Below are 16,337 nucleotides of genomic sequence, written 5' to 3'. Positions count from 1 at the left end.
CCGCGCCCCCGCCCCTCGTGCCGCCCAGCGACCGTTGGCGGCTGCGCGAGCTCCCACCCGGCCGGGGACTGGCCGCCGCGCTGGACGTGCTCTTCGCCCTCGGCGCCCGGCGCGCCGACCCGGCCGAGCCGCTGCGTCGTGGCGGCGGGCGCTGGGTGGGGCGGGAAACCGTCGGGGACGAGCCGGTGGACGTGCTCCAGGCCGCCCTGCCCGCACCGGCCGGGACCGGCCCGGTCACCGGCCCACCCGCCGCACCGGCGGCCGGGGACGGCGACCCCCGTTGGTGGGTCGACCGCGACTCCCGGCTGCGCCGGTGGGAGGGGCACCTGCCGGACCGGACACCGGTCACCGTCGACCTGGACCACCTCGACCGGCCGCCGCTCTGGCCGGTCGACGCGCTGGGCGGCCGTCCCGGACTGCCCCGACCGCTGCTCGACCCGGAGGCCGACCGGCTGGCCCGGGTGCCCGGCCGGCTGCGCACCGCGGCCGGCGCCGCCGTCACCGTGACCGCGCCCCTCGGCACCGCCGCCAACCTGCGCGGCTCCGGCTGGCTGAGTTGGACCGGCCGGGCGGCGTACCTGTCGGTGGCCGAACTGGACACCCTCGGTCGGCACACCCTGCTGCGCCGCCACCCGGGCGGGTTCGCCCGGGCCGAGGTGCCGGTCGGGCCGGGCTCGGGCGGCGTCACCGCGCCCGCCGGTCCACGGCTGCCGCCGCCGGCCGACGCCGGCTGGCGGCGCGGCGTACGCCCCACCGACGACCTCGACCTGCTGGTCGACGCCGCGTTGCGGGCCGCCGCGGCACCGGCCCGCCCGGGTGCCGCGGTGTGGCTGCGGACCGACCGGGTAGGCGGGCGGGTGGTGGACGTCGTCGAGCTACGCGAACAGGGATTACGCCTGCGCTACTGGCTGGACCGGACGGGACTGCCACGCCGGCTGGAGCTGCGTGCCCGTTCCCACGCCTGGGCACAGCTGGACCTCATCCCGGGCGTCGTGCCGGCCGGGGTCGTGCCACCCGCGACCCGGGCACCCGCCGGGAAACCGGCCACCGCGTCCCGCCCGGGCGGCGGGCCGGTCCGGCGCCGGTGACGACCGGTCAGGGTCGCCAACCGGTGCGCACGGCCCACTCCTCCGCCCGCCGGCACTCCTCGGCGAACCAGGGCTCCTTCGCCGTCGTGTACGCGCCGTCGTCCGGGGCCGTCGCGGCCAGCTCCCGCTTCACCCTCTGGTAGGCGACCCGCTGGTCCGCCTCGGCGCGCAGGTGGTCACGGGTCAGCAGGGCGTGCCGCCAACCGGGTGAGCCGGCCACCCGCAGGCGCAGGCTGGCCGGTCGGCCCGGGTCGGCGCTGCCGTGCAGCCGCTCCTCCCACCGCCCGTCGTCCCCCGGTCGGGGGGCGTCCCACCGGTCCCCCGGCACCCGGGGAAAGCCGGCCTCGGCGAGCCGGTCGGCGAGCGGCCCGTCCGCCTCCGCCAGGGACCCGACGGTGAGCTGGATGTCGATGACGTTCCGGGCGGCGAGGCCGGGCACGGCGGTCGAACCGACGTGGTCCAGGCGCGGGTCCGCCGGGGCGGCGGCGTGCCGGATGCGGGCCGCCAGCCGGGCGTACTGCTCGGCCCAGGTCGGGTCCGGCTCGGCGAGCACCACCCGTCCGGGAAGCACGGCACGCCGCTGCCGCACGTTGCGTTCGTACGGCAGCAGCCGGTCCCGCCACAGGGCGTCCACCGCCGCGTACAGGTCGTCCAACGAACCGTCGTTGCGCAACAGCACGTCGGCGACCGCCCGACGCCGGTCGTCGTCGGCCTGCGCCGCGATCCGCCGCCCGGCCTCCGCCGCCGGCATACCCCGGTCGCGTGCCAACCGCTCCAGTCGGGTGGCCACCGCGGTCCGCACGACCACCACGAGGTGGTACGTCGGAGCGAGCCCCACCTCCACCAGCAACGGCACGTCGTTGACGACCACCGCGTCCGGAGCGGCTGCGGCGACCAGCTCGGCGGTGCGGGCACGGACCCGAGGATGGGTGATCGCCTCCAGCCGGCGGCGCGCGTCCTCGTCGCCGAAGACCAGGGCGCCCAGCGCCGCCCGGTCCAGCGCCCCTCCGGCGTCGAGCACCCGGTCGGAGAAGGCAGCGACGATCTCGGCGAGCCCCTCGGTGCCCGGGGCGACCACCTCGCGGGCGATCCGGTCCGCGTCGACGACACACGCGCCCCGCTCGGCCAACCGGGCCGCCACCGCACTCTTGCCGGACCCGATCCCACCGGTCAGTCCCACCATCAGCACGGCATCAGTACACCGGATCATCCGCACACCCCGCCAACCGGACCCGCCCCCGGGACCATCACCTCGTCCCACCGCGTCGAGCCGAGCCCGGCCCATCGCGGCTGGCTGAGGCCGGTCGGGTGGTGGGTGGGGTGGTGCGGACGCGCGAGGGCCCCGCCCCCCGACGACCCGGTGGAACCGGATCGTGGGGACGGGGCCCGTCGTCGTCAGCGGGTCACTTGCCGCCGGCGAGCTTCTCCCGCAGGGCGGCGAGCGCCTCGTCGGTGGCCAGCGTGCCGGCCGGCTCCTCGGCCTGGCGGCTCGGGGCCGCGCTGGTCGAGGTGGTGGTGCCGGTCACGGCCGGGGCCGGGTTGGCAGCGGCCTCGGCGTCGGCGGCACGGGAGTTCTGCACCTGCTTGGTGTGCGCCTCCCAGCGCTGGCGCGCCTCGGCGTACTGCTGCTCCCACGCCTCGCGCTGCTTCTCGTACCCCTCGAGCCACTCGCCCGTCTCCGGGTCGAAGCCCTCCGGGTAGATGTAGTTACCCTCGGCGTCGTAGGTCGCGGCCATGCCGTAGAGGGTCGGGTCGAAGTGCTCCTCGCCCTCGACGAAGCCCTCGTTGGCCTGCTTGAGCGACAGCGAGATGCGGCGACGCTCCAGGTCGATGTCGATGACCTTGACCATGACCTCGGAGCCGACCTGCACGACCTGCTCCGGGATCTCCACGTGACGCTCGGCCAGCTCGGAGATGTGGACCAGGCCCTCGATGCCGTCGTCCACCCGGACGAAGGCGCCGAACGGCACCAGCTTGGTGACCTTACCCGGCACGATCTGCTGGATCGCGTGGGTACGGGCGAACTGCCGCCACGGGTCCTCCTGGGTCGCCTTCAGCGACAGCGAGACCCGCTCGCGGTCCAGGTCGACGTCCAGGACCTCGACCTCGACCTCCTGGCCGACCTCGACGACCTCGGACGGGTGGTCGATGTGCTTCCAGGACAGCTCGGAGACGTGCACCAGGCCGTCCACGCCACCCAGGTCGACGAACGCGCCGAAGTTGACGATCGACGAGACGACGCCCTTGCGGACCTGTCCCTTCTGGAGCTTGTTGAGGAACTCGGTGCGCACCTCGGACTGCGTCTGCTCCAGCCAGGCCCGGCGGGACAGGACCACGTTGTTGCGGTTCTTGTCCAGCTCGATGATCTTGGCCTCGAGCTCACGGCCGACGTACGGCTGCAGGTCACGCACCCGCCGCATCTCGACCAGGGAGGCGGGCAGGAAGCCGCGCAGCCCGATGTCGAGGATGAGGCCACCCTTGACCACCTCGATGACCGAACCGCGGACGACGCCGTCCTCGTCCTTGATCTTCTCGATCGTGCCCCAGGCCCGCTCGTACTGCGCCCGCTTCTTGGAGAGGATCAGACGACCCTCCTTGTCCTCCTTCTGGAGGACAAGCGCCTCGATGTGGTCACCGACCGAGACGACCTCGGCGGGGTCCACGTCGTGCTTGATCGACAACTCCCGAGAGGGAATGACGCCCTCGGTCTTGTAGCCGATGTCGAGCAGGACCTCGTCCCGATCGACCTTGACGACGGTGCCTTCGACAATGTCGCCGTCGTTGAAGTACTTGATGGTCTCGTCGATCGCGGCGAGGAAAGCTTCCTCGGAACCGAGATCGTCGTGGGTGACCCGGGTGGCGCTCGAGGGGGCCTCGATGCTGCTCGTCATGTGGGCGGTTGCTCCGGTCGGATGGGTTGTCACAGCAGGCGTGGTGTCGCGGTGACCTGTCCGCGCCAGCGGATCCGTCGCCGGGCACACCGAACGATCGCCATGAGAAGATCATTAGTGGCTCCGGTGACCGCGCACCTGCTCCCTGCCGAGGCACACGATCCGCGAGCGCGTCGTCTAGCCTACCTGCTGCATTACCACAGCGTGCAAGCCCTCCCGCCTCCTCGCGGACGCGTCAGCTGCGAAAGCGGAGATATCGGCGGGAAAACGCCCCTACTGTCTCGCGCGTCACATCCGCCCCGGGAAAGATAGCGCATTCCCCGGCCCGGCCGCCGCCGTGCGGACGAGGAGGGCCTAGCGTGAGCGGGTGGACGACGACAACCGGGTAGCCCGCCGCCGGGTCGGCGCCGCGGAGACCCGCCGCGCCAACCGTGGCTGGTGGGACGCCGACGCCGACGACTACCAGGCCGAGCACGGCGCGTTCCTGGGCGACGTGGACCTCGTCTGGTGCCCGGAGGGGCTGCGCGAGGCCGACGCCCGGCTGCTCGGCGACGTGGCGGGGCGCCGGGTGCTGGAGGTGGGCTGCGGCGCCGCCGCGTGTGCCCGCTGGTTGGCCACCCAGGGCGCCCGGCCGGTCGCCTTCGACCTGTCCGCCGGCATGTTGCGGCACGCCGCGCGCGCCGGCGGCACCACCGGGGTACGCGTCCCGCTGGTGCAGGCCGACGCCCTCGCGCTGCCCTTCGCCGACGCCACCTTCGACATCGCCTGCACCGCGTTCGGCGCGGTGCCCTTCGTCGACGACTCCGCCGCGCTGATGGCCGAGGTCCACCGGGTGCTGCGCCCGGGCGGCCGGTGGGTCTTCTCGGTGACCCACCCGATGCGCTGGATCTTCCTCGACGACCCGGGCGAGGGCGGGCTCACCGCCGTGCACTCGTACTTCGACCGCTCCCCGTACGTGGAACAGGACGAACACGGCGTGGCCACGTACGTCGAGCAGCACCGCACGCTCGGCGACCGGATCCGCGAACTGGTCGGCGCGGGGTTCCGCCTGGTCGACCTGGTGGAGCCGGAGTGGCCAAAGGGGCACCGGGAGACCTGGGGGCAGTGGAGCCCGCTGCGCGGCCGGCTCTTCCCCGGCACCGCCATCTTCGTCACCGAGAAGCCGGCCGGCTGAGCCATCCGGTACGCAGCCGCCCACCGCTGAGCCACCGCACACCGACGGTTGCCCCGCTGGCCGCGTCGCACCGCGGGTGCGACCGAGTGCCCCGCGCCCGGCGCTAGGCTCACGGCATGAGCGCCGAGCCCGTCCCGACATCACCTGGCCCCTGGTGTCCGGATCCGATGCGGCAGCAGCGTGCGGACTACACGCTGGAGGATCTGCTCGCCCTGCCGGACAACGCCCCCCGCGTCGAACTCGTCGACGGAGTGATCCAGGTGACACCCTCCCCCACCCTGGGCCATCAGGAGATCGCCGGCCTGCTGTGGCTGTGGCTGCGATCCCATGCACCGGCTCAGCTACGAGCCACTCAGTCCGTTGGCGTGGGGCTCAGCCCCAACACCAGCCGACAGCCGGACGTACTACTGTGCCACGCCGGGCTGCCCGCCGACCGGTCCCGGCTGCGGCCGGCGGATGTCGTACTGGCGGTCGAGATCGTCTCCCCGGGGACCCGGCGCGTCGACCGGTTCGCCAAGCCCGGCGAGTACGCCGCCGCCGGCATTCCCTTCTACTGGCGCATCGAACAGGACCCGGTGCACCTCTACGCGTACCGCCTGGGCGACCGAATCGGGCCGGGCGGCGAGCGGCAGTACGAGCTGGTGGCCGACAGCGCGGAGCTGGTCGAGCTGACCGAGCCCTTCGACATCAAGTTGGCGATCGCCGAGATCACCCCCTGACGACCTCCGGCTGATCCCGCCGGAGCCACCCGCCGTGCCCCTGCCGCCGTTTCCCGTCAGACGTTACGGGTACCCGGGCGGCATGGCTGAGAAGGAGTTCCACGAGGGCGACCACGTCTCCTGGGCCAGCCACAGCGGTCGGGCGTACGGGGTCGTCAAGGAGCGGATCACCGAGCGGACGCACGTGCGTGGGCACACCGTCGACGCCTCGCCGGACGACCCGCAGTACCGCATCCGCAACGACCACTCGGGTCGCGACGTGGCCCACCGTCCGGAGGTGCTGCGGCATGAACCGAGGTGACGATCCGCAACAGACCTACCGCGAGTTCACCGACGCGGTGAACATGAAGCCGGGCGAGCTGTCGACGTGGCTGGAAACCGACGAGTCCAAGCAGGTCGGCTGGCACAAGGGCGGGCGCTCCGGTGGCGGCGAGTCGGTCGGCCACGAGTCCGGCCGGCGGATCATCGACCTGCTGCGCCGCAAACGCGACCAGCTCAGCGACGCCGACTACCGGCACATGCGCAAGGTTGTCGGGTACGTCCGGCGGCACATGGCGCAGCGGCCGAGCGGTGACGTCAGCCGGACCCGGTGGCGGTACTCCCTGATGAACTGGGGCCACGACCCCGTCAAGGCCCCGCTCCCACCGCCCGGCGGCCCGTCCCGCAAGGCCCTGGAACGACGGGGCTCCCCACCCGAGGAGCGCCGAGGTCCACGACGCTGACCGATCTTGACCCTGCCACTGACGGCAGGGTCAGACGATCATCGGTATGGACGACGAACAGCAGCAACGCGTGGTCCTGGTCACCGGCGCGGGCACCGGCATCGGCCGAGCCACCGCCCGCGCCTTCGCTGACGCCGGCGCCCGTGTTCTCGCGGTCGGCCGCCGAGCCGCGCCGCTGGCGGAGACCGCCGCCGGCCATCCCCTGATCGCACCGGTCACCGCCGACGTGACCGACCCCGACGCGCCGGACCGGCTGGTCCGCACCGCCCTCGATCGGTTCGGCCGGTTGGATGTCCTGGTCAACAACGCTGGTGTCGCCGGTGCCGGCCCTCTCGCCGAGCTGGACGAGGCGGCGGCCCGACGTCAGCTCGACACGAATCTGGTCGCCCCGATCAGGCTGGCGCACGCCGCGGTCGGACCGCTCACCGCGGGTGGCGGCGTCATCGTCAACGTCACGACGTCCGTCGGCCAGCGGGGGTGGCCGGGTTCCTCGGTGTACGCCGCCGGCAAGGCCGCGTTGGACTCGCTGACCCGCAGCTGGGCGGTGGAGTTGGCCCCGCGCGGCGTGCGGGTGGTCGCGGTGGCGCCCGGCGCGATCGACACGCCCATCGGCGAGCACCAGGGTCTCTCCCCGGACCAGCTGGCCGCAGTACGCCACTGGCAGCTCGACCACACTCCCCTGCGACGAATCGGTCGTCCGCAGGACGTAGCCTGGGCGATCGTGCGGCTCTGCGACCCGGCGGCGGCCTTCGTCACCGGCGTGGTGCTGCCGGTGGACGGCGGGGCGGTGGTCGCCTGACCGAACGGCTGCCGGCGCACGGGCGACGCGTCCTCACCCGGCGGACACCGCGACGTCGCAGGGCGCAGTCGGTCGCCGAGCCGAGGCGGTGGAACGGAGGCGGGCACGTGCGGATCGGCGAGTTGGCCAGGGTGACGGGCTGCACCCCCCGAGCCCTGCGGCACTACGAGGAGCACGGGCTGATCACCTCGGCGCGGGCGGCGAACGGGTACCGCGAGTACGACGAGCGCGAGGTGACCCGGGTTCGTAACATCCGGTACCTGCTCGGTGCCGGGCTGACCCTGGAGGACGTCCTGGTCTTCCTGCCCTGCCTGGACGGGGACGTGGCCGCCGCGCCACCCTCCCCGGCCGGGCTGCGGGTGGGGCGGGAACGGCTCGCCGTGCTCGACGCCCGGATCGCAGCCCAGATGGCGGCCCGGGACCGGCTCGCTGCCGCACTTCGCGACGCCGCCGCGGCCCTCGCCGAGCCGGGCTGCGAGAAACGGCCGGCGTCACCGCCGGCCGTTTCACCCCATCCCGCCGTGCCCGCGAGCGACGCCCACTAGGAGCGTCGTCGGTCAGTGGTCGGCGCTGTTCCAGTCGCGGCCCTCGCCGACGGAGACCTCCAACGGCACGGACAGCGGGTACGCCTCACCCATCTCCCTACGGACCAGCGCCTCCAGGCTCTCCCGCTCGCCCGGCGCGACCTCGAAGACCAGCTCGTCGTGCACCTGCAACAGCATCCGGGAGCGCAGCCCGGCGTCGCGCAGGGCGGTGTCGACGTGCAGCATGGCGACCTTGATGATGTCGGCCGCCGAGCCCTGGATGGGGGCGTTGAGCGCCATCCGCTCGGCCATCTCCCGGCGCTGCCGGTTGTCGCTGACCAGGTCGGGCAGGTACCGGCGGCGACCCAGGATGGTGGAGGTGTAGCCGTCCTGCCGGGCCCGGGCCACCACCTCGTGCAGGTAGTCCCGCACCCCGCCGAAGCCGGCGAAGTAGTTCTCCATCAGCCCGCGCGCCTCCTCGGCGGTGATGCCGAGCTGTTGGGAGAGGCCGAACGCGCTCAGCCCGTACGCCAGGCCGTAGTTCATCGCCTTGATCTTGCGCCGCTGGTCGGCCGTGACCTCCTGCACCGGCACCCCGAACACGGACGAGGCGGTGGCGGCGTGGAAGTCGGCGCCGGAGTTGAAGGCCTGGATCAGCGCGTCGTCCGAGGACAGGTGCGCCATGATCCGCATCTCGATCTGGCTGTAGTCGGCGGTGAGAAGGCATTCGTATCCCTCCCCCACCACGAAGGCCCGCCGGATGCGTCGCCCCTCCTCGGTGCGGATGGGGATGTTCTGCAGGTTGGGCTCGGTGGAGGAGAGCCGGCCGGTCGCGGCGACCGTCTGGTTGAAGGTGGTGTGGATGCGGCCGTCGTCGGAGACCGACTTGAGCAGCCCGTCGACCGTCGACTTCAGCTTGGCGACGTCCCGGTGGCGCAGCAGGTGCTCCAGAACGGGGTGCGGGTTCTGCGCGTAGAGCCACTGGAGGGCGTCGGCGTCGGTGGTGTAGCCGGTCTTGATCTTCTTGGTCTTGGGCAGCCCCAACTCGCCGAAGAGGATCTCCTGGAGCTGCTTGGGCGAACCCAGGTTGAACTCCCGCCCGACCGCCGCGTACGCGCCCTGCGCCGCGGCCTTCACCTCGGCGGCGAAGTGCGCCTCCAGCTCCGACAGGTAGTGCGTGTCGGCGGCGATGCCGGTGCGCTCCATCTCGGCGAGCACCCGCATCAGCGGCAGCTCCACGTCGGCCATCAGCCGGGCGGACTGCTCGCCGTCGCGGGACAACTCGGCGTCGATCGCGTCGGCCAGGTCGAGGGTGGCCCGGGCCTGGAGCATGAGGTTCTGCTCCGCCTCGCCGTCGTTGCCGAGCCCGTCCAGGGTGAGCTGGCCGGTCTCCGGGGTGTCGACGCGCAGCTCCCGATGCAGGTAGCGCAGGGCCAGGTCGGTCAGGTCGTACGAGCGCTGGTCGGGGCGCGCCAGGTAGGCGGCGATCTGGGTGTCGCGGGCGATGCCGTCCAGGGACCATCCGTGCGCGGCGAAGGCGAGCACCGCCGGCTTGCTGTCGTGCAGCACCTTGGGGCGCGCGGCGTCGGCCAGCCAGGCCGCGAGGGCCGCCTCGTCGGCCGGCTCCAGCCCGGTCGGGTCGCACCAGGCCGCCGCCCCGCCGGAGGTCGCCAGCGCCAGGCCGGTCACCGAGGCGGTGTGCCGCCGGTTGGGGCCGGTGTCGAGCTTGACCGCCAGCCCGACCGGGGTGTCGACGAGGGCGTGCGTCTCCAGCCAGCCGGCCAGCGCGCCGGGCGCGGCGAGCACCTCACCGGCCAGCTCGAAGCCCGCCTCGGCCTCCGGCTCCACCGCCTCGAGGTACTGGTAGAGCCGGTCGCGCAGGATGCGGAACTGGAGGGTGTCGAAGACCTGGTGCACGGCCTCCCGGTCCCAGCCCTGCCAGCGGGCGTCCTCCGGGCGGATCGGCAGCTCCAGGTCGGAGACCAGGCAGTTGATCTCGTAGTTGCGGATCACGTCGGCGAGCCGCTCGCGCAGGCTGTCGCCGGCCTTGCCCTTGATCTCGTCGGCCCGGGCGACGACACCCTCCACCCCACCGTAGGTGTTGATCCACTTGGCGGCCGTCTTCGGGCCGACCCCGGGGACGCCCGGCAGGTTGTCGCTGCTCTCGCCGACGAGCGCGGCCAGGTCACGGTAGCGCTCGGGGCCGACGCCGTACTTCGCCTCGACCGCCGCCGGATCCATCCGGGCCAGGTCGGAGACGCCCTTGCGCGGGTAGAGCACGGTGATGTCGGCGCCGACGAGCTGGAACGCGTCCCGGTCGCCCGTGCTGATCAACACCTGCATGCCCTGGTCGCGGGCCTGGCAGGCGAGGGTGGCGATAACGTCGTCGGCCTCGTAGCCCTCCTTCTCGACCACCGGGATCCGCAGCGCGGCGAGGACCTCCTTGACCAGGCTGACCTGCCCCTTGAAGTCGGTCGGGGTCTCGCTGCGGCCGGCCTTGTACTCGGCGTACCTGTCGGTGCGGAAGGACCGGCGGGAGACGTCGAAGGCGACCACGATGTGGGTGGGCTGCTCGTCGCGGAGCACGTTGATCAACATCGAGGTGAAGCCGTAGACCGCGTTGGTCGGCTGCCCCGTCGTGGTGGAGAAGTTCTCCACCGGCAGGGCGAAGAAGGCCCGGTATGCCAGGGAGTGTCCGTCGACGAGAAGCAGGCGCGGCGTCGTAGCTGTCACGGCAGCGACTCTAGTCCGTACCGCCGACAACCCCGGGTGGCGGCACCGTGCCGTCGCCGGAAAGGCCGCGGCCGCCCACCCCGGGAGGGGCGGACGGCCGCGCCGGCACGACGGAGTCAGGCCACGCCGAGGTACGCCTCCTTGACCGCCGGGTCGTGCAGGAGCTCCTGCCCGGAACCCTCCTTCACGATGCGCCCGGTCTCCAGCACGTAGCCCCGGTGCGCCCGGGAGAGCGCCTGCTGGGCGTTCTGCTCCACCAGCAGGATCGTGGTGCCCTGCTGGTTGATCTCCGTGATGATGTCGAAGATCTGCTGGATGACCATCGGGGCGAGACCCATCGACGGCTCGTCCAGCAGCAGCAGCCTCGGCCGGCTCATCAACGCCCGGCCGACCGCCAGCATCTGCTGCTCGCCGCCGGAGAGCGTGCCGCCGGGCTGCTTGCGCCGCTCCCGCAGGCGCGGGAAGAGCTCCAGCACCCGCTCCAGGTCGGCGGCGATGCCGGCGGAGTCCCTCCGGGTGTACGCCCCCATGTCGAGGTTCTCCAGCACCGTCATGCCGGGGAAGATGCCCCGGCCCTCCGGCGCCTGGCAGATGCCCCGCACCACGCGAAGGTCGGCGCGCAGGTTGGTGATGTCCTCGCCGTTGAAGCGGATCTTCCCGCCGGCCACCGGCAGCAGCCCGGAGATACCCCGCATCGTGGTGGTCTTGCCGGCACCGTTCGCGCCGATCAGGGCCACGATCTCACCCTCGTCGACGTGGAGGTCGACCGAGTGCAGCGCCTCGATCCGCCCGTACGCCAGGGTCAGGTTCTCGATCTCAAGCAGCATCGGCGGGCTCCCCCAGGTAGGCCGCGATCACCTTCGGGTTGTCCCGGACCTCGGCCGGCGTCCCCTCGGCGATCTTCTTGCCGAACTCCAGCACCACGATCCGGTCGGTGACCCCCATGACCAGGCGCATGTCGTGCTCGATGAGCAGCACGGTGTAACCCAGGTCGCGGATGCGTCGGATCAGCTGGTTCAGCTCCTCCTTCTCCGCCGGGTTGAACCCGGCGGCCGGCTCGTCCAGGCAGAGCAGCTTCGGCTCGGTGGCCAGCGCCCGGGCGATCTCCAGCCGCCGCTGGTCACCGTAGGGCAGGTTGCGGGCCAACTCGTTGGCCCGGCCCACGATGCCGACGAACTTCAACAGCTCCAGAGCCTTACGCTCGCCAGCCCGCTCCTCCAGGGTGTGCCGGGAGATGCCGAACACCTTGGCGCAGCCGAGTCTGACCTGCTGCCAGATCCGCACCGCCCCGTTGGTCGAGTCGACCACCGGCAGCTCGTGCGGCTTAACCTTCTTGCGGTACAGCCGGAACAACGCCCCCATCACGCTCGTGTGGTGCTGCGAGTCGGTGCCCACCATGACGTTCTCCAGCGCCGTCATCTCGGGGAAGAGACGGATGTTCTGGAACGTCCGGGCGATGCCCATCCGGTTGATCTGGTGCGGTTTGCGGCCGGTCACCTTCTGCCCGGCGAAGCGGACCGCCCCCGAGGTGGGCCGGTACACGCCGGTCATCACATTGAAGCAGGTGGTCTTGCCGGCGCCGTTCGGGCCGATCAGGCCGAGGATCTCCCCCCGGTAGAGGCTGAAGCTGACGTCGTCCAGTGCGGTCACGCCACCGAAGCGCAGCGTCACGTGGTCGACGTCGAGCAGCACCTCCCGCTGCCGTGGGACGGGCCCGCTGCTCCTGATCTCGTCAAGATCCGGGGTCTCTTCGGACGTCACGTCCGGGTTCTGGTCAGACACTGGCCGGCACCTCCTCAGCGCGGTCCTTGAGCTCGCGGGCCCGGCGCCGACTCGGGATCAGACCCTGCGGGCGCAGCAGCATGACCAGCACCAACGCCAGGCCGAAGACCAGGAACCGCCACTCGGCGAAGTCCCGGAACCGCTCCGGCAGGTACGCCAGCAGGAAGGCGCCCAACGCCACGCCGGCCATGTTGCCGGCGCCGCCGACCACCACCATCGCGACGAACAGGATGGACAGCTGCGCGTTGAACTGGTTCGGCTCGATGAAGCCCTGCCGGCTGGCGAAGAGCGCGCCGGAGATCCCGCCGAGCGCGGCGCCGATGGCGAACGCCCACAACTTGTACTTGAACGGGTACACGCCCATCACCGCCGCGGCGTCCTCGTCCTCGCGTACCGCCAGCCAGGCCCGCCCGACCCGGCTGTTCTCCAGCCGGCGCACCGCCAGGACCAGCAGCAGCACCACGGTCAGCGCCAGCCAGTACCACGGTTTGGCGTCGATCAGGCCGAAGACCTGGTTGTCCGCGGACGGGGCACCCTCCGGGCCAGGGATCGCCGCCACACCGTGCGGCCCTCCCGACCAGCTGACGTTGCGGACCACGATCCGGATGATCTCGCCGAAGCCGAGGGTGACGATGGCCAGGTAGTCACCGCGCAACCGCAGCGTCGGCCAGCCCAGCAGCACACCGGAGATCATCGCGATCGCGATCGCGATCGGGATACAGATCGCCCAGGCCACCGCCCAACCCTGGGGCAGGTCGAAGCGCTCCTGCAGCGCCTTGACCACCGGTGACTGGGTCGAGCCGAACAGTGCCACGCTGTACGCGCCGACGGCGAAGAAGCCGACGTAGCCCAGGTCCAGCAGGCCGGCCAGACCGATCACGACGTTCAGACCGATGGCGATCAGAACGTACACCGCGCAGACGAAGAGCACGCCCGCCCAGTTGTTGCCGCCCTCGATCGAGTCGGTCCGCAGCCACGTCAGGCCCGGGATGCCGAGCAGCGGCAGGTAGTAGAGGAACGCCACGAAGGCCAGGAAGGCCAGCCCCCGCTGCCACTTCGGCAGCGCCCGGAACCGGTCGCCGATGCCGCCGGTGGCGTCGCTCAGGCCGTTCAGCAGCCGTTTGCGAGAAGTCGTGGTGGTCATGCGCGTGCCCTCCCCAGAGACTCACCGAGCAGGCCGGTCGGGCGGAACAACAGGACGACGACCAGCACCACGAAGGCCGCCACGTCCTCCCAGTTGGATTGGGTCAGCGTCGCCGCGTACACCTCGACGACGCCGAGCAGCAGGCCGCCGAGCAGCGCGCCGCGCAGGTTGCCGATGCCGCCGAGCACGGCCGCGGTGAACGCCTTCAGTCCGAGCAGGAAGCCGACGTTGAACCGCGTGTTGCCGTAGCGCAGGGCGTACAGCAGGGCAGCGGCCCCGGCCAGCAGACCGCCGAGCAGGAAGATCAGGGCGATCACGCGGTCCTTGTTGACGCCCATCAGCGCGGCGGTGTCCGGGTTCTGCGCCACCGCCCGCACGCCCCGGCCGTACCGGGTGCGGTTGATGAACACGTCGAGCCCGGCCATCATGACCAGAGCGGCGACCACCGTGATGATCTGGGTGTTCGTCACGTCGGTGCCGCCGATGGAGAACACCACGTCGCGTTCCAGCACCGTCGGTATGCCGACGACCAGCCGGCCCTGCCAGAGACCGAACGCCTCGGACATCACCAGGGACAGCCCGATCGCCGTGATCAGGAAGATCAGTGGCGGCGCGTTCATCCGCCGCAACCGCCGGTACGCGATGCGTTCGACCGCGACCGCGGTCAGGCCGGAGGCGAGCGCCGCGGCGAGCAGACCCGCGGCGAGGAGCAGGAGCAGGGTGCCCAGCGGCGGGGAGTCGGTGGCACCGAGCAGGCTCCACACCCCCACCACGGTGAAGGTGCCCACCATGAACACCTCGGAGTGGGCGAAGTTGATCAGCTTCAGCACCCCGTAGACCAGCGTGTAGCCCAGTGCGACGAGGGCGTAGATCGAGCCCTTCGCCAGACCGTCCACCGTGTGCTGACCCAGATGCCCGAAGAGTTCATCGAAGTTCACGGAATCTCCTCATTGACCGCGTACGGCCGGGAGCCGACAGCTCCCGGCCGCACCTCGGACTCTGGCTCAGCTGAGCTTGATCTCTTCCTTCGGCGTGATCTGGCCGCCCTTGATCTCGTAGGCCCAGATGACGACCTTGGACTTCTCCACGTCACCGCTCGCGTCGAACTTGACGTACTTGGACACGCCCTGCTTGTCGTACGAGTCCACCCACTCCATCAGGTCCTTGCGGCTGCTCTTGCCGGCCTTGAAGCCGTCGAGCAGCACGTTCGCCCCGTCGAAGCCCTCCGCGCCGTAGGAACCCGGCGCCTGGCCGTACTCCTTCTGGTAGTCGGCGGAGAAGGTGCCGCCGGCCTCGGCGGCCGGGAGGCACGGGCAGGTCACGATCGCGCCCTCGGCGGCCGCACCGGCACCGGCCGGGAAGCCCGGGTCGTAGAGACCGTCGAAGCCGAGGAACTTGGCGGTGATTCCCGCAGCGCGGGCCTGCTTGAGCAGCGGGGCCGCCTCGTTGGTGTAGCCGCCGTAGGCGATCGCGTCCGCACCCGACGACTTGATCTTCGAGATGGTGGCGTCGAAGTTGGTCTGGTCGGTCTGCACCTTGTCGCTGTCGACGACCACGGTGCCGAGACCCTTCTTGACCTCGTCGATGATGCCCTGGCCGTAGGGGGTGCCGTCGTCGATGACGAAGACCTTGCTCGGCTTGAGGCTGTTCTTCAGGTACGCCACGGCCGCCGCGCCCTGGGTGCCGTCGTTGCCGACCACCCGGTGGAACGCCTTGTTGCCGGTCGCGGTCAGCTCGGTGGCGGTGGCCGACGGGCTCACCATCACCAGACCGGCCGCCTCGTAGATCGGCATGGTCGCCTTGGTCTCACCGGAGAAGTGACCGCCGATGACCGCCACGAACGACTGGTCCTGCGCGACCTGGTTCGCCACCGGCGTCGCCTGCGTGGGGTCACCGGTCGTGTCGAACTCCTTGAGCTCGACCTTGCAGTCCGGGTTCTTCTCGGTGAACTGCTTGAAAGCCAGCTTCGCACCGTTCAGCGACGGCAGCACCAGACCGGCGTTCGGGCCGGTGAAGGCACCGAAGATGGCGACCTTGCCGCCGCACTTGCCGTCACCGCCGGCCTCGTTGCTACCGCCGCCAGCATCCTGGCAACCGGCCGCGACGACCATGGTCGCCGCCAGCCCCACAGCGCCGAGCGCCCGTACGTAGTTACGCCTCACGGCTTCCTGACCTCCTCCAGATCGCAGGCACGGCGTACCGGCCACGGCAGCGGCGTACCCGCTACACTGCCGCTGGCCGGCAAAAAACCGCACACCCGCGTTACGGCTCGTGATGGCGGAGCGTACTGGAGCGGTATTTGGCTCCGGAAGGCCTGGCAGAGAGGCTTGCCAAAACGTTACGAACAAGAGCGTCGGTGCCGTCCCAACCGTCACACCCGCCGCTCATCGATCGGCAACCGGCGCCCGGAACAGCCGACCGGACCGTCCGTCATCGACGAGGAACCACAGCTCGTCGCCCACCCCGAGCACCGCCACCGCCCGCTCCGCGCCCCAGGGCGCGGGCACCGGGGGCGTCACCGGCCGCCAGCTTTCCCCGCCGTCGGCGGACCGCCACAGCGCGTGGCTGAACCCGTCGGTCGTCGCCGCCCAGACCGCGCCCCCGGCCACCACCAGACCTCGCACTCCCGGAATCCCGTCGGGCCGGCCGCGACCGAACGCGCCCGCCGACGTCCACCGGCCGGCCGCGTCCGCCCGCCAGCCACCGAACGCACGCCCCCGCAGCCCCACCGCCAGCGGCCGGCCCTCCCAGAGCGTCACCC

At 71.7% G+C, this 16,337-nt stretch carries 14 protein-coding genes and 2 pseudogenes; 7 read left to right on the top strand and 9 right to left on the bottom strand.

The annotated features are described in order from the left end of the window. Positions 1-1,088: pseudogene (locus E1165_RS29145) on the top strand (hypothetical protein); the annotation flags it as partial. Between the two features lie 7 nt (positions 1,089-1,095). On the opposite strand, the gene coaE reads toward E1165_RS29145, so the two are convergent. Further along, positions 1,096-2,277, bottom strand: coding sequence for a dephospho-CoA kinase (coaE, locus tag E1165_RS22775; RefSeq protein WP_132393799.1), 1,182 nt, complete (start codon positions 2,275-2,277; stop codon positions 1,096-1,098). A gap of 214 nt (positions 2,278-2,491) precedes the next feature. Then, positions 2,492-3,979, bottom strand: coding sequence for a 30S ribosomal protein S1 (gene rpsA / locus E1165_RS22770; protein WP_132266547.1), 1,488 nt, complete (start codon positions 3,977-3,979; stop codon positions 2,492-2,494). A 367-nt stretch (positions 3,980-4,346) separates the two neighbouring features. Between rpsA and E1165_RS22765 the strand changes: the two genes are divergently transcribed. The 6 genes from E1165_RS22765 to E1165_RS22740 all read left to right on the top strand — a co-directional run bounded on the left by E1165_RS22765 (position 4,347) and on the right by E1165_RS22740 (position 7,938). After that, a complete protein-coding gene (locus tag E1165_RS22765; protein ID WP_132393797.1) occupies positions 4,347-5,153 on the top strand; it encodes a class I SAM-dependent methyltransferase in 807 nt (268 codons plus the stop codon). Positions 5,154-5,320: 167 nt separating this feature from the next. Continuing rightward, positions 5,321-5,872 carry a Uma2 family endonuclease gene (locus E1165_RS22760; protein WP_132393796.1) on the top strand — a complete coding sequence of 184 codons (552 nt, stop codon included), beginning with the start codon at positions 5,321-5,323 and terminating at the stop codon, positions 5,870-5,872. An 82-nt stretch (positions 5,873-5,954) separates the two neighbouring features. Then, entirely contained in the window at positions 5,955-6,173 is a 219-nt protein-coding gene (locus tag E1165_RS22755) for a DUF2945 domain-containing protein (RefSeq protein WP_132266538.1), read from the top strand. Continuing rightward, complete coding sequence (locus E1165_RS22750; RefSeq protein ID WP_132393795.1) at positions 6,160-6,594, top strand: DUF3140 domain-containing protein; 435 nt, start codon at positions 6,160-6,162, stop codon at positions 6,592-6,594. Before E1165_RS22755 ends, E1165_RS22750 begins: the two co-directional genes overlap by 14 nt. Before the next feature lie 46 nt (positions 6,595-6,640). Further along, positions 6,641-7,393 (top strand): SDR family NAD(P)-dependent oxidoreductase, encoded by a 753-nt coding sequence (locus tag E1165_RS22745; RefSeq protein ID WP_132393794.1) that lies wholly within the window; start codon positions 6,641-6,643, stop codon positions 7,391-7,393. Positions 7,394-7,500: 107 nt separating this feature from the next. Further along, on the top strand, positions 7,501-7,938 hold the full coding sequence (locus E1165_RS22740; protein ID WP_132393793.1) for a MerR family transcriptional regulator: 438 nt from the start codon (positions 7,501-7,503) through the stop codon (positions 7,936-7,938). A gap of 12 nt (positions 7,939-7,950) precedes the next feature. Here E1165_RS22740 and polA read toward each other — a convergent pair whose 3' ends face one another. The 7 genes and pseudogenes from polA to E1165_RS29140 form a co-directional block, all read right to left on the bottom strand. Then, a complete protein-coding gene (gene polA / locus E1165_RS22735; protein ID WP_132393792.1) occupies positions 7,951-10,650 on the bottom strand; it encodes a DNA polymerase I in 2,700 nt (899 codons plus the stop codon). 116 nt (positions 10,651-10,766) lie between these two features. Further along, a complete protein-coding gene (locus tag E1165_RS22730; RefSeq protein ID WP_132393791.1) occupies positions 10,767-11,477 on the bottom strand; it encodes an ABC transporter ATP-binding protein in 711 nt (236 codons plus the stop codon). After that, positions 11,467-12,378 carry an ABC transporter ATP-binding protein gene (locus E1165_RS22725; protein WP_132393798.1) on the bottom strand — a complete coding sequence of 304 codons (912 nt, stop codon included), beginning with the start codon at positions 12,376-12,378 and terminating at the stop codon, positions 11,467-11,469. The genes E1165_RS22730 and E1165_RS22725 overlap by 11 nt, the downstream gene beginning before the upstream one ends. Positions 12,379-12,424: 46 nt before the next feature. Continuing rightward, positions 12,425-13,576: a branched-chain amino acid ABC transporter permease gene (locus tag E1165_RS22720; protein ID WP_132393790.1), complete on the bottom strand. Its 1,152-nt coding sequence runs from the start codon at positions 13,574-13,576 to the stop codon at positions 12,425-12,427. After that, positions 13,573-14,514: a branched-chain amino acid ABC transporter permease gene (locus tag E1165_RS22715; RefSeq protein ID WP_132393789.1), complete on the bottom strand. Its 942-nt coding sequence runs from the start codon at positions 14,512-14,514 to the stop codon at positions 13,573-13,575. Before E1165_RS22715 ends, E1165_RS22720 begins: the two co-directional genes overlap by 4 nt. Positions 14,515-14,580: 66 nt before the next feature. Further along, positions 14,581-15,738, bottom strand: coding sequence for a branched-chain amino acid ABC transporter substrate-binding protein (locus E1165_RS22710; protein WP_132393788.1), 1,158 nt, complete (start codon positions 15,736-15,738; stop codon positions 14,581-14,583). 222 nt (positions 15,739-15,960) lie between these two features. After that, positions 15,961-16,337 (bottom strand): annotated as a pseudogene (locus tag E1165_RS29140) (hypothetical protein); the annotation flags it as partial.

Origin of the sequence: Micromonospora sp. KC723 (genome assembly GCF_004348595.1) — a bacterium.
In the GTDB taxonomy this organism is placed as follows: domain Bacteria; phylum Actinomycetota; class Actinomycetes; order Mycobacteriales; family Micromonosporaceae; genus Micromonospora.
Note: the sequence above shows the minus strand (reverse complement) of the source record. Positions and strands in the feature narration are given on the sequence as shown.